At 59.4% G+C, this 13,255-nt stretch carries 15 protein-coding genes; 9 read left to right on the forward strand and 6 right to left on the reverse strand.

The genetic code is table 11. The annotated features are described in order from the left end of the window. Positions 1-52 precede the first annotated feature (52 nt). Positions 53-1,651, forward strand: coding sequence for an ABC transporter substrate-binding protein (locus AB4Z23_RS05735; RefSeq protein ID WP_003511152.1), 1,599 nt, complete (start codon positions 53-55; stop codon positions 1,649-1,651). 276 nt (positions 1,652-1,927) lie between these two features. Here AB4Z23_RS05735 and AB4Z23_RS05740 read toward each other — a convergent pair whose 3' ends face one another. Genes AB4Z23_RS05740 through AB4Z23_RS05755 form a run of 4 tightly spaced genes read right to left on the reverse strand, consistent with a single transcriptional unit; the run spans position 1,928 to position 5,436 of the window. Next, positions 1,928-2,686, reverse strand: a complete 759-nt coding sequence (locus AB4Z23_RS05740) for an ABC transporter ATP-binding protein (RefSeq protein WP_003511153.1) — start codon at positions 2,684-2,686, stop codon at positions 1,928-1,930. Then, positions 2,686-3,522 (reverse strand): ABC transporter ATP-binding protein, encoded by an 837-nt coding sequence (locus AB4Z23_RS05745; protein WP_013761686.1) that lies wholly within the window; start codon positions 3,520-3,522, stop codon positions 2,686-2,688. The genes AB4Z23_RS05740 and AB4Z23_RS05745 overlap by 1 nt, the downstream gene beginning before the upstream one ends. 4 nt (positions 3,523-3,526) lie before the next feature. Further along, the gene (locus AB4Z23_RS05750; protein ID WP_003511156.1) at positions 3,527-4,414 is read right to left on the reverse strand and encodes an ABC transporter permease; all 888 of its coding nucleotides are present in this window, start codon (positions 4,412-4,414) and stop codon (positions 3,527-3,529) included. Then, the gene (locus AB4Z23_RS05755; RefSeq protein WP_065687814.1) at positions 4,414-5,436 is read right to left on the reverse strand and encodes an ABC transporter permease; all 1,023 of its coding nucleotides are present in this window, start codon (positions 5,434-5,436) and stop codon (positions 4,414-4,416) included. Before AB4Z23_RS05755 ends, AB4Z23_RS05750 begins: the two co-directional genes overlap by 1 nt. A gap of 331 nt (positions 5,437-5,767) precedes the next feature. Between AB4Z23_RS05755 and AB4Z23_RS05760 the strand changes: the two genes are divergently transcribed. Continuing rightward, on the forward strand, positions 5,768-6,403 hold the full coding sequence (locus AB4Z23_RS05760) for a LysE family translocator (RefSeq protein WP_065688007.1): 636 nt from the start codon (positions 5,768-5,770) through the stop codon (positions 6,401-6,403). Between the two features lie 27 nt (positions 6,404-6,430). Here AB4Z23_RS05760 and AB4Z23_RS05765 read toward each other — a convergent pair whose 3' ends face one another. Both AB4Z23_RS05765 and AB4Z23_RS05770 read right to left on the reverse strand, forming a co-directional pair. Further along, positions 6,431-7,162: a FadR/GntR family transcriptional regulator gene (locus AB4Z23_RS05765; RefSeq protein ID WP_003511162.1), complete on the reverse strand. Its 732-nt coding sequence runs from the start codon at positions 7,160-7,162 to the stop codon at positions 6,431-6,433. Between the two features lie 120 nt (positions 7,163-7,282). Next, entirely contained in the window at positions 7,283-8,269 is a 987-nt protein-coding gene (locus tag AB4Z23_RS05770; protein WP_441360025.1) for a GlxA family transcriptional regulator, read from the reverse strand. A 129-nt stretch (positions 8,270-8,398) separates the two neighbouring features. Here AB4Z23_RS05770 and AB4Z23_RS05775 point away from each other — a divergent pair, with 129 nt between their 5' ends. The 7 genes from AB4Z23_RS05775 (at position 8,399) to AB4Z23_RS05805 (ending at position 13,215) form a co-directional block, all read left to right on the forward strand. Further along, positions 8,399-9,226, forward strand: coding sequence for an alpha/beta fold hydrolase (locus AB4Z23_RS05775; RefSeq protein WP_013761690.1), 828 nt, complete (start codon positions 8,399-8,401; stop codon positions 9,224-9,226). A 27-nt stretch (positions 9,227-9,253) separates the two neighbouring features. Then, entirely contained in the window at positions 9,254-10,045 is a 792-nt protein-coding gene (locus AB4Z23_RS05780) for an SDR family NAD(P)-dependent oxidoreductase (RefSeq protein WP_113291588.1), read from the forward strand. A gap of 13 nt (positions 10,046-10,058) precedes the next feature. Further along, entirely contained in the window at positions 10,059-10,544 is a 486-nt protein-coding gene (locus AB4Z23_RS05785; RefSeq protein WP_003511169.1) for a hypothetical protein, read from the forward strand. A gap of 193 nt (positions 10,545-10,737) precedes the next feature. Then, positions 10,738-12,033: a bifunctional sulfur transferase/dioxygenase Blh gene (gene blh / locus AB4Z23_RS05790; protein ID WP_065687816.1), complete on the forward strand. Its 1,296-nt coding sequence runs from the start codon at positions 10,738-10,740 to the stop codon at positions 12,031-12,033. Further along, positions 12,027-12,380, forward strand: coding sequence for a sulfite-sensing transcriptional repressor BigR (bigR, locus tag AB4Z23_RS05795; protein ID WP_065687817.1), 354 nt, complete (start codon positions 12,027-12,029; stop codon positions 12,378-12,380). Before blh ends, bigR begins: the two co-directional genes overlap by 7 nt. Beyond that, positions 12,377-12,784 carry a YeeE/YedE family protein gene (locus AB4Z23_RS05800; protein WP_142851168.1) on the forward strand — a complete coding sequence of 136 codons (408 nt, stop codon included), beginning with the start codon at positions 12,377-12,379 and terminating at the stop codon, positions 12,782-12,784. Before bigR ends, AB4Z23_RS05800 begins: the two co-directional genes overlap by 4 nt. Next, a complete protein-coding gene (locus AB4Z23_RS05805) occupies positions 12,781-13,215 on the forward strand; it encodes a YeeE/YedE family protein (RefSeq protein WP_065687818.1) in 435 nt (144 codons plus the stop codon). The genes AB4Z23_RS05800 and AB4Z23_RS05805 overlap by 4 nt, the downstream gene beginning before the upstream one ends. Positions 13,216-13,255 lie beyond the last annotated feature (40 nt).

Below are 13,255 nucleotides of genomic sequence, written 5' to 3' on the forward strand. Positions count from 1 at the left end.
CGCGCGGATCGAAACGTGGAAGGCCGTATGAACCGGCCGTATGGGAGGAAAAATGAGACATTTTCTTGCAACCGCAGCCCTCGGTGCACTGCTGATCGGCGCCGTGCCGCTCAGCGTCTTTGCAGAAACGCCGAAGGACCAGCTCATCGTCGCCACGACCATGAGCAATATCCTGACCCTTGATCCAGCCGCCATTACCGGCCGCGAGACGGTGCAGGTTCTGAATAATATCTACGACACGCTGGTCGTGCTTTCGCCCAAAGATCGCAGCGTCCAGCCCCGCCTTGCCGAACGTTGGGAAATCGGCGAGGACCGGAAATCGATCCGCTTCCACCTGCGCGCCGACGCCAAGTTCGCGTCCGGTAACGCCGTGACGGCCAAGGACGTGGCTTGGAGCCTGAAACGTCTGCTCGCCCGCAATCTGGCGCAATCGTCTTTCCTCAAAACGCGCGGTTTCAAGCTGGAGGATGCCGACAAGCTTTTCGTCGCCGAAAACGACCAGACCTTCGTGCTTAATATTCCGAAGCCTGATGATCCCAACCTGCTGCTGATGATCCTTGCACAGAATGGGCCCGGCTCGATCATCGACAGCCAGACGGCGCTTGCCAACGAAAAGGACGGCGATCTCGGTGGCGCGTGGCTGACGCTCAATTCGGCGGGCTCCGGCCCGTTCAAGCTGACCCAGTGGAAATCCAACGAATATATCATTCTCACCCGCAACGACGATTACTGGGGTGAAAAGGCCAAGATGAAGCGCGTCCTGATGCGCCATCTGCCGGAATCGCAATCGCAGCGGCTGATGCTGGAAAAGGGCGACATCGATGTCGCCTACTCCCTGCAGGCGCCGGACCTGAAGTCGCTCGAAGCCGACAAGACCATCGCCATCGAATCCACACCCGGCTCCGGTTTTTATTACCTCAGCGTTTCGATGAAGGACGAGCGCTTCGCGAACAAGAAAGTGCGCGAAGCCCTGCGTTACCTGATCGACTACGACGGTCTCGACAAGGCGGTCATGCCCTATTACGGCAAGCTGCATCAGCGCTCTCTCAGCACCGGTGTGATGGGCGCGCTGCCGGATCAGGGCTACAAGCTCGATATCGCAAAAGCCAAGGCGCTTCTGGCTGAAGCCGGTTATCCAAACGGTTTCAAGACGACGTTGCGCGTGCTCTCGGAAGACCCCTTCATGAAAGCGGCAACGGCAATCCAGAACACACTGGCCCAGGCCGGCATCCAGGCCGAACTTATCAGCGGTTCCGGCGACCAGATTTACGGCGCCATGCGCGAGCGCAACTTCGAACTGCTTCTCGGCCGCGGCGGCGGCGGTCAGCAGCCGCATCCGGACAACAACCTGCGCTCCATCGCCTATAATCCGAACAATGCGGACGACGCCAAGCTCACCAACTATCAGAGCTGGCGCACGAGCTTCTTCGATGAAAAGCTGAACAAGATGATCGAGGAAGCCCTTGTCGAGCGCGACGTGGCGAAACAGACGAAGCTCTACGAGGACCTTCAGGCCTATATGGACGAGATCGTCATGTCCATTCAGCCATTCTCCGAAGTTGTCGACACCGCCGCTTTCCGCAGCGACATCAAGGGTATGATCGTCAGCCCATGGCTCTCGCGCTTTGAAGAGGTGAGCAAGGAGCGGTGATCGGCTGCCATATCTGCGAGTAGGAGAAGGCGCGGCTAACCCCGCGCCTTTTTGCTGTAATGAAGCTCCATTCACCCAATGTGTTAGGCGAAGCCTCCGCACTCCGTAACGCCGGACGAGATCCGGGGTCTTGTGTGAGCAGCCTAAGCGCAGTTGGCGGCCCGCCATCCCGCCGTAGCCATCCAAAAAAATTGCCCGGCACTGAAGGCCGGGCAAGGAAGGAGGATTTTATTATTCGTGATGCCCCGGAGGAGGACGATCACGCTTTGGGAGGTGTCATGCGCCTTCATATTCCAGCGAGGCGCCGATCAGTTCGCGCGCATAAGGATGTGTCGCACCATTGCCGGCGATGGCCTCACGCGGCAGGATTTCGGTGATTTCGCCGCGCAGCATCACGGCGAAGCGATCGCACATGTGGTCGACCACTGCGAGATCGTGCGTCACCATGATATAGGTGAAGCCGCGCTCTTCGCGCAGGCGCTGCAACAGGTTGAGGATTTCGGCCTGCACCGAAACATCGAGTGCCGAGGTCGGCTCGTCGAGCAGAAGCAGCGACGGTTCAAGGATCAGCGCACGCGCAATCGCTACGCGCTGCCGCTGGCCGCCGGAAAGCTGATGCGGGAAGCGGTCCAGGAACGACACGGGCAGACCGACATCCGTAATTACCTTGCGCATGCGCTCTTCACGATCGCCCAGTTTATGGATGGCAAGCGATTCTCCGAGAACGGTGCGCACCGACTGGCGCGGATGCAGCGAACCATAGGGATCCTGAAACACCATCTGCAACGTGCGGCATCGCTCAATCAGCGGCATGTCGCGAACCGACTTTCCATTGATGAGGATTTCGCCGCTCCAGAAATCATTCAGCATCGACACGCAGCGCAACACTGTTGATTTGCCCGAACCGCTTTCACCGACCAGACCGAAACACTCGCCCGGCTCGACGCGAAAGGACACCGAAGGCAGCACTTTAAGCGCCGTGTGGCCGCTGCCGAAGGTGATGGAGAGATCGCGGGTTTCAACGGAAACGGCCATTATACTTTCTCCTCCAGCCATTCGGGGCGGCGATCCAGCACCGCAAGTGGCGCACGCGTGCCGCCAATCCGCGGCTGCGCCGCGAGCAGGCCGCGCGTGTAGGGGTGCTGCGCTTGATCGAGGTCGCGCGCGGCAAGCGTTTCCACCACCCGGCCGGCATACATGATGAGTACCCGGTCGCAGAAATTGCGCACGAGATTGAGGTCGTGGCTGATCATGATGAGACCGATGCCTCTATCCCGAACGAGGCCATCGAGAATATTCAGAACCTGCAGCCGTACCGTCACATCCAGCGCGGAGGTCGGCTCGTCGGCAATGACCAGATCAGGATCGGCAAGCAGCATCATCGCAATCATGACGCGCTGGCCCATGCCACCGGAAATCTCGTGCGGATATTGCTCGTAGACGCGCGCGGCGTCGCGGATTTTGACCGCATCGAGCATGGCGAGCGCCTTTTCGCGGGCTTCCGATTTCGACGCCTTGAAATGGCGCAGATAGGTCTCCGTCACCTGATCGCCGACACGGCGGATGGGATTGAGAGAGAATTTTGGATCCTGAAGGATCATCGACATGCGCCGTCCGCGAACCTTCAGCATCTCCTTCTCACTGAGCGACAGAAGATCGAGGCCATCAAAATCAAGCTTGTCGGCCGTTATCGTCGCCGATGGAAGGAGGCGCAGCAAGGCCCGGCCGACGGTGGACTTGCCCGAGCCGCTTTCGCCGACAATGCCGAGACGCTCCCGGCCAAGGGTGAAGGAGATGCCGCGCACGGCCTCGGTGGGCGAACCGCCATAACGGATGCGAAGATTCTCGACGTCGAGGATTGGTTTTTCCATGGCCCTATTTCCGGTTCATCTGCTTCGGATCGAGCGCATCCCGCAGGCCGTCACCCAGAAGGTTGAAGGCAAGGCTGACGGAAAGGATCGCAACGCCGGGGAAAGTGACGAGCCACCAGCTGTCGAGCATGTAACGGCGTCCGGTCGCGATCATCGCGCCCCATTCAGGCAGGGGCGGCTGCGCGCCAAGGCCGAGGAAGCCGAGGCCTGCGGCGGTCAGAATGACGGTCGCCATATTCAGCGTCAGACGGATCAGGACCGAAGGCAGGCACATGGGCATGATCGATTTTATGATGATACGCAGCGGCGAAGCACCCTGAAGCCTTGCGGCGGCAATGTAGTCCGCCTTGCGGAATGTCATCGCTTCGGCGCGTGCGAGCCGCGCGATCGGCGGCCATGAGGTGAGCGCGATCGCGATGATCGCATTGTTGAGGCTGGGTCCGAGCGCGGCCACGAAGGCGAGCGACAGGATGAGGCTCGGGAACGACAGGAAAATATCCGTGATGCGCATCATCACCGTATCGAACTTGCCGCCGAGATAACCGGAGGCCGTGCCGACCAGCAGACCGACCGGACCGACGATGATCGACACCAGCGAGATGATGGTGAGAGTGATGCGCGCGCCCCACAGAAGGCGACTGTAAATATCGCGTCCAAGCTCGTCCGTGCCGAAGAAATGGCCGTTACCGGGCGGCTGCAGCGTCTTGGCGAGATCCTGCACGTAAGGATCATGCGTCGCAAGCCAGGGCGCGAAAATCGCCGCGATGACGAGAAGCAGCAATATCACCAGGCCGAAGGCCGATGTCGGGCTTTTCAGCAGGAAGACAATGATGTTCTTCAGCGCGTTCAAAGGCACGGGAAGACGCAAGGAAGTTTCTGCACGAGCCGTCATCAGCGGGTCCTCGGATCGAAAAAGCGGTACATAATGTCGGACAGGAGATTGAGCCCGATGAAGATGACGCCGACGATAAGCACGCAGGTCATCACGGCATTCATGTCGCCGATGATAAGATTGCTGGTGAGATATTGGCCGAAGCCCGGCCAGGCGAAGACGGTCTCGATAAGGACAGCGCCTTCCAGCAGTGAGCCGTAAGCAAGGGCAATGATGGTGACGAGCTGCACACGAATATTGCCGAAGGCATGCAGCCACACCGTCTGGCGTTGCGACAGGCCTTTGACGCGCGCAGTCGTCACATATTCCTGGCCCAGCTGGTCGAGCATGAAGCTGCGCGTCATGCGGGTGATATAGGCCGACGATGAATAACCAAGCAGAGCGGCGGGCAGGATGAGGTGATTGATGGCCGACCAGAAGACTTCCATATCGCCCGCCAGCAGGCTGTCGATGAGCAAGAAGCCCGTTCGTTCCTCCACGAGACCGATATAGAACTGGTCCATGCGGCCACCGCCGCCGACAAGCCCGAGATGAGCGTAAAAAACGATCAGCGCAATCATACCGGTCCAGAAAATCGGCATGGAATGGCCGAACAGGCTGAGCACCCGCACCAAATGGTCCTGCCAGCGGTCTTTCTTGACGGCGGCATAAACCCCCATGGGAATTCCGAGGCCGGCACCGATCAGGATCGCGAAGGTCGCAAGCTCCATCGTCGCCGGCATGACGCGTATGATATCCTGGATGACAGGCTGGCCCGTGCGGATCGAGGTTCCGAAATCGCCGGTGAACACATCGCCGAGATAATAGATGAATTGTTGCCAGAGCGGACGGTCGAAACCGAGCGCATGGTAAACCTGCTCATAGGTTTCGCGGGTCGCGTCCTCGCCGACGATGGCCCGCACCGGATCAGCGGGCATCAGGCGGCCGATGAAAAAGGTCAGCAGCAGCAATCCGAGCAGCGTGACCGCAATACTTCCGATCTGGCCGGACAGGCCATACAGCGAAAGGCGTCTTTTTGGCATGGTTCCTCCCTTGCCAGAAGTCGATTGCACAAAATAACAAAGGCGCAATCCTGTCTGACAACTATTCGCAAGTTGTCACAGGTGTGGAGAGCTGTCAAGCATATGCCGATAAAATTGGTCCTGCGGCAGGCTTGGAAAATGACTGAAGCAGGCAACAACGCTGCCTTTCAAGACCGAGATTTCATCCGAAAACCAGCGGTTCTTTGCTTTGCCGGAGAAAGGAATCACACATATTGCCGCGATGACAAAAGCCTGTATTCTTCGCTTCGAACTGCCTGTGGAGATGCCGGTCCGGCACCGGCACATCTCCTGCTTCAAGGGGGAGGAAGACATGGCGGAAATGACACTTCTGGCATTTGCGATAGTTGCCTTTATCGGTATTGCCACACCTGGCCCGACGGTTTTGCTGGCGCTTGCGAATGGCTCGCGTTTCGGGGTTCGCCGCGCCTTTACAGGTATGGCCGGCGCGGTCCTCTCCGATTTCGTCCTGATCGGCGCGGTTGCACTGGGATTGGGAGCATTGCTCGCCGCCTCGGAGTTCTGGTTCGGCGTCGTCAAATGGGTCGGCGTTTGTTATCTTGCCTTCCTGGGCGCCATGCTTTTGCGCTCGAGAGGCTCGCTTGATGGCGCTCTTCAATCGGCAGACACTTCCGGGGCCACTTCCGCCCGCTCGATTTTCCTCAAAAGCTTCCTTGTAGCCGTGACCAACCCCAAGGGATATCTGTTCTTTTCGGCTTTCCTGCCGCAATTTATCGATCCGGCAGCACCGCAGATCCAGCAATATGCGGTGCTTGCGCTGGTTTTTGCCGGCATCGATTTCATCGTCATGTTCGGATATGCCCTGCTGGGCTCGCAGGCCGTCAGACTGTTGCGGAAGTCAGGGGCGTTATGGCTCGACCGCATTTGCGGCGGCGCACTTTTGACGCTTGCCGCCTCTCTGGCTTTCTACCGACGGGCGAGCGCTTAACCTGCTGAGAAAGCTGAAATTTCCGAGTTATTCGGCGGCTGTGCGGGAGCGCAAAAGCACCTTGTAGCGCTCAAGACTACCGCGCAGATGCGCCGCCATATATTGGCGGGCAGCATCGGCATCGCCTTCGATGATGGCGTCAACGATCTTCGCATGCTCCTCCTGGAGATGAAGATTGTAGTCCTTCGGACGGGAACCGGGCGCCGCCCCCTGTAATTCGCCACGCGGGATGATGCCGGAGCGGATGAGTTGAAGAAACTCGGGGAATCGCCTGTTCTGCGTCGCCTGTGCAATGGCCAGATGGAACTCGAAATCGGCATCCCGCGTCGGCAACCCGGCGGCGAGACAGTCGCCAACGCGCCGATGCGCATCGACAATCGACTCCACCTGCACGGCGGATCGGCGCGATGCCGCAAGCCCTGCGGATTCGACCTCGAAGACGGTGCGCAATTCCAGTAGTTCGATAACCGAGGAGATCCGTCCCACGGCGAGATCATTGAAAGGCACTTCCTTGGCCGGCTTCACCTCAATGGCAAAAACGCCCGCTCCCTTGCGGGCCTCTACGAGACCATCCGCGCGTAGAATGGCGATGGCCTCCCGCACCACGGTGCGGCTGACGGAATATTCGCGTGTCAGCGCGCTCTCACTCGGGAGACGGTCGCCGGGACGGAACACGCCTTCAGACAAATCTCGCCGCAATGCGGAGCTGATTTTCGCCGCGAGCGATATTCCCGGCTTCGTGCTGCTCTCAACGTCCATTCCGGCCCACCTGTTTTAAACTTGTCTGGCATGTTAGCAAACACCCGCCACATTGCAAGGGCCGCGCTCTCGCACCAACCTCGTTGCAAAGCGGCAATGTCGCAACTGCGGGATTTGCCCTCAGGCGGCCACCATGGCCGAACCGCTGGAAAAGCGGTTTCTGTACTCGCCCGGCGAGAGGCCGAGAATACGGTGAAACACACGACGGAAGGCAGCGGCATCCTCGTATCCCACCGACCAGGCGATCTGGTCTACCGAACGACGGGTGAATTCCAGCAGTTCCCGCGCCTTGCCGACACGAAGATGCTGGACATATTCGATAGGCTTCATACCGGTGGCGGCCTTGAAGCGGCGAAGGAAGGTTCGCTCCTCAAGCCCGGCATGTGCGGCCATATCGGAGACACTGGTCGCCCGCCCGGCGCGCGCCTGCAGCCAATGCTGCACCTTCAGGATCGGCTCGTCGCCATGCGTCAGCCGCGGCGCGAAACTGCTGTAATGTCGCTGCTCCCGACCGGAGGGGTCGATCAGAAGGAACTTACCGGTCTCGATCATCACCGAAGGCCCAAGCAGCCGGTCAACAATGCCCAGACCAAGATCGGTCCATGCCATCAGCCCACCCGCCGTGATGATATCGCCGTCTTCGATGACGATCTTGTCTATCTCCAGGCGGATATCGGGAAAGCGCTCGCGAAACCGTTCCGCAAACAGCCAGTGGGTAGTGGCCGGGCGGCCGGCCAAAAGACCTGTCGCAGCGACGATGAAGGAACCTCCGCAACTGGCGGCCAGCGTCGCGCCCTGCGCATGCCGGTCCAGCAGCCAGCGGGCATAGGGCCCGGCCTCGTCGATTTCGGCTGGCCCGGTCAGCCTGCCGGGTACGACGAAGATATTGGGATGCCCCGCCCTGCCCGGCTCGGTGTCATGACAACGGGAAAACTCACCGCCCTCACCCATGCTCCAGTGGCTGACCCGCAGTTTCGGCCCACCACGATCCTCTGAGAAGACCGACGCGATGGCAAAAAGATCGGTGATGCCGTGCACCATGGCGACCTGACAGTCCCGGTAGAGAACCAGACCGACTTCCAGCGCACTTCCCGCAACACCCGCCATGCCCCACATCCCCGTTTTGTCAGTTTCGGCTCGTTTTCTGTCAGAAGCGCCAATCCAGCCCCGGCTGTCTCCAGAGTATCTCTATTCCCACAGGACGCAAGCAAACCACCCGCAACAGGAGAGAGAGCCATGACAACGATAGTCACCAGAGACGGAACGCACATCTTCTACAAGGACTGGGGTTCGAAAGACGGCCAGCCCATCATCTTTTCCCACGGCTGGCCGCTCAGTGCCGATGCATGGGACGCGCAGATGGTATTCTTTGCCAATAACGGTTTCCGCACCATCGCCCATGATCGCCGCAGCCACGGCCGCTCCGACCAAGTCTGGCACAACAACACCATGGATCAATATGCTGACGATCTGGCCGAGCTGATCGAACAGCTCGATCTTCACGACATCATTCTCGTCGGCCATTCCACCGGCGGCGGCGAGGTAACGCGCTATATTGGCCGCCATGGTACGGCCCGCGTCGCCAGGATCGCCCTCATCGGCGCAGTACCGCCACTGATGCTGAAGACGGAAAGCAATGCCATCGGCCTGCCGATCGATGTTTTCGACGGCATCCGCAAGGGTACCTACGACAATCGTAGCCAGTTCTTCAGGGATCTGACCATTCCTTTCTACGGCTACAACCGTGAAGGTGCTGTGATTTCTGAAGGTATTCGCGACGAGTTCTGGCGGCAGGGCATGATGGGCGGCCTCAAGGGCCAGCTAGACAGCATCCGCGCCTTTTCGGAAAGCGATTTTCATCAGGACCTGAAGGCTTTCGACAAGCCAACGCTCGTACTGCACGGCGACGACGACCAGATCGTGCCGATCGGCGCTTCTGCGCTCTCCACGGTCAAGATCGTCAAACATGCGACCCTCAAGGTCTATGAGGGCGCCGACCATGGACTGACACAGACCCATCAGGACCGGTTCAACGCCGACCTTCTTGCTTTCATCAACGCCTGAAACCATCAGACAAAGGAAACACGTGACATGACACAGAATACGTTTCTCATCACCGGCGCGTCCGATGGCATTGGCGCTGTTTATGCCGAGCGCCTGGCAAAACGCGGCCACGATCTTATCCTCGTGGCGCGACGCGCCGAAAAGCTTAAGACGCTGGCCGAGCGGCTGGAAAAGGATCACCAGATCGCTGTCAAGGTTCTGGCAGCAGACCTTTCACGGGCGGAAGACCTCGAAAGGGTAGAGGCACGGCTGCGCGAGGACCGGCGGATCATCGGTCTCGTCAACAATGCCGGTATTGCCGGAGACGGCGCTATCACGGAACTGGACCCGGCCCATGTCGCGACGATGATCAATCTCAATATCCTTGCCGTCACCCGGCTTGCAGCGGCGATCGCACCGCGTCTTGCAGCAGATGGAAAGGGCACGATCATCAATATCACCTCGGTCACGGCCTTGATGCCGGCTGCATTTACCGCCGTTTATCCGGCGACCAAAGCCTTTGTGCTTGCCTTCACCGAGGCGCTGCACGCGCAGCTTTCCCCTTCCGGCGTTCGGGTTCAGGGTGTCCTGCCGGGCATCACCCGCACGGCCATCTGGGACGAGGAACGTCTCGACGCCATTCCCGCCGCCATGGTCATGGATGCCCACGAGATGGTGGATGCAGCCCTGGCCGGTCTTGATCTGGGCGAGACGCTGACCATTCCTTCCCTGCCGGATACGGCAGACCTTGAAAATTTCCTTGCGGCCCGCGCTGCATTGAGGCCCAATCTATCGCATGCACATGCCGCCAGCCGGTATGGTGCAACCCAAACTGAATAGAGGGAGACGCATCATGATCCTCGGACTGACCATTCCCCAATTCACGACATTGCACGTTGCCTTGAGCCTCATAGGCATCGTAACCGGATTGATCGCCCTGCCCGCTTATGCGGCAGGGCGATGGATGCCGCGCATGATGGCGCTGTTTCTCGTCACCACGCTCGCCACAACGCTCACCGGCTTCCTGTTTCCAATCGGCAACTTCACACCGGCACTCGGCGTTGGCATCATCTCGACCATCATTCTGGCGGTCGCGCTGGTCGCGCTTTACGGATACGGTCTCAATGGCAGGGCGCGAACTGTTTATTCGATCACCGCCACGATGGGCCTTTATCTGAATATGTTCGTGCTGATCGTTCAGTCCTTTCTCAAGGTCGAGGCACTGAACGCACTTGCTCCGAACGGCAACGAACCACCATTCCTTGTCGCTCAACTCGCCCTGCTTGTTGCGGCAATCTGTCTTGGCTGGAAAGCGACGCGCCGCAAGCTTTTAGCCTGAAGCCAGCCCCCGCCCACACTCACCTGCGGGCTTCCCGGAAAAGCACACTTGCTCGATCCCCTTCGGGCAAGCTTGTGATTTCGTCGCGAACACAGGAAATCGCCACCTCTGAAATTTTCTCTTCCGTCTGTTGCCGCCGAACAATATACATTATATGATAACGTATATTAATTTAGAACAACAGGAGAAACCGATGAGTGCCGTGAGGATCAACGAACGTCTGACGGTCGCAGGCCAGCCGGATATCTCCGACTTTTCATCGCTTTCCGATCAGGGCTACAAAAGCATCATCAATGCCCGGCCGGATGGCGAAGAGCCCGGCCAGCCGGGCAATGAACATGAAAAAAGCGCCGCCAATGCTGCGGGTCTTGCCTACAGTTTCATTCCGGTCAATGGCCCGACTATTACCGAAGCCGATATTCGTGCCTTTCAGCAGACGATGACCGAGGCAAAAGGCCCCGTATTTGCCCATTGCAAGGGTGGAGCGCGAGCGCTGACCCTCTATGTGCTTGGCGAAGCGCTGGACGGGCGCATGAAACAAAGCGAGATCGCGACTTTCGGCCAACAGCATGGTTTCGATCTTTCCGGCGCCGTCCGCTGGCTGGAGCGGCAGGCTGCGGCAAAGCCGCACGTCAAGGCTTTCTTCGATCCGAGCACATCGAGCGTGCAATATGTCGTTTCCGACCCCGCAACCCGGCGCTGCGCCATCATCGATCCGGTCTACGATTTCGACGAGAAATCGGGGGCGACCGGCACGGTGAATGCCGATGCCATTCTGGCCTATGTCAAGGAGCAAGGCCTGGCGGTGGAATGGGTTCTGGACACGCATCCGCATGCCGACCATTTTTCCGCCGCCCACTATCTCAGCCAAAGAACCGGCGCGAAAACGGCAATCGGCGCCAAGGTCACCGGTGTGCAGCGGCTGTGGCAGGAGAAATATAACTGGCCCGATCTTGAAACAGACGGCTCGCAATGGGACCGGCTGTTTGAAGCGGGAGACCGGTTCACCATCGGCTCGCTGGAAGCTCGCGTGCTGTTTTCACCCGGACATACGCTTGCCTCCGTAACCTACGTGGTGGGCGACGCCGCATTCGTGCATGACACTCTTTTCATGCCTGATTCCGGCACGGCGCGCGCCGATTTTCCAGGCGGCAGCGCCAGAGAGCTCTGGGCATCCATTCAGGACATCCTCGCCCTCCCCGACGAAACGCGGCTTTTCACCGGCCACGACTATCAACCCGGTGGCCGCGCGCCCAAATGGGAAAGCACTGTTGGAGAACAGAAACGCGGCAATCCGCATCTGGTTGGCATGACAGAGGAAGGCTTTATTCAACTGCGCGAGGCGCGGGATCGCACCTTGCCGATGCCGAAGCTCATTCTGCACGCCTTGCAGGTGAATATCCGTGGCGGCCGCCTGCCGGAGCCGGAGGCCAATGGCAAACGTTATCTGAAATTCCCGCTCGACGTGCTGGAGGGCAGCACATGGTAAAGGAAAACATGCGGAAACAGATACCTGATATCACCGAAATCCCGCTTGTCGAGATGGAGGAACGCGCAGTCGAGGTCGCCATACTCTTGAAGACGCTTGCCCATCCCGCGCGGCTGATGCTCGCCTGCACGCTGGCGCAGGGGGAGTTTTCCGTTGGCGAGCTGGAAGCCAAGCTGGATATCCGCCAGCCTACACTTTCCCAGCAGCTTGGGGTTTTGCGTGAGGCGGGCGTTGTTGAAACGCGGCGCGAGGCCAAACAGATCTTCTACCGGTTAACCGAGGAAAAAGCGGCGCAGCTGATCGAGGCTCTCTATACCATCTTCTGTGCGCCGGAGGAAAACCCGTGACAGCCTATTGGCCCTCTCTATTCGGCGGTATGCTGCTCGGCCTCGCGAGTATTCTTCTGTTTCTCTTTAACGGCCGCATCGCCGGTATCAGCGGCATCCTGGGCAATGTACTCGGCAAGGAACGGCGCTTGACGGATGTGGCTTTCGTCGCAGGTTTGCTCACAGGCCCCTATCTTTACGCCGCCGCATTCGACCGCTTTCCCGCGCTCACCATATCTGCACCCTGGCCGCTGATCGTCATTGCTGGGCTGCTGGTGGGGTTCGGTACGCGCATGGGATCCGGCTGCACATCCGGCCATGGCATCATGGGTCTTGCACGATTTTCCCGGCGCTCCATCACCGCCACTGCCATCTTCCTGATCACCGGTATCCTTGCCGCGACGATAACCGGAGCGCTGTCATGAAAAATCAGGTCATGGCGCGTTTCGTGGTGGCACTTGCGGCCGGGGCACTGTTCGGATTTGGCCTCTCCCTGTCCGGCATGATCGATCCTGCCCGCGTTTCAGGCTTTCTCGACGTGGCGAGCGGCCATTGGGATCCGAGCCTGATGTTCGTTCTCGGCGGTGCGGTTTTGGTCGCCGTGCCGGGCGTTCTGTTGTGCCGTTTCCTTGCCAAACCAGTTCTCAGTGCGGAATTTCACCTTGCCGCCAAAACTCGGGTCGACGCGCCGTTGGTTGTGGGCTCGGCTATTTTCGGCGCAGGCTGGGGGTTTGCCGGTTTCTGCCCCGGCCCGGCGATATCGGCGCTTGCTCTCGGCCTAATGCCGGTCATTCTCCTCGTTTGCGCCATGATCGCCGGCATGCTCGTTCACGACCGAATCTACGCCAAACGGTAGGCATTTCCGCCTTGCCTGGACATGCGCGAGAGCAGCAGGC

The organism is Agrobacterium sp. MCAB5, from assembly GCF_052114365.1.
Taxonomy (GTDB): domain Bacteria; phylum Pseudomonadota; class Alphaproteobacteria; order Rhizobiales; family Rhizobiaceae; genus Agrobacterium; species Agrobacterium tumefaciens.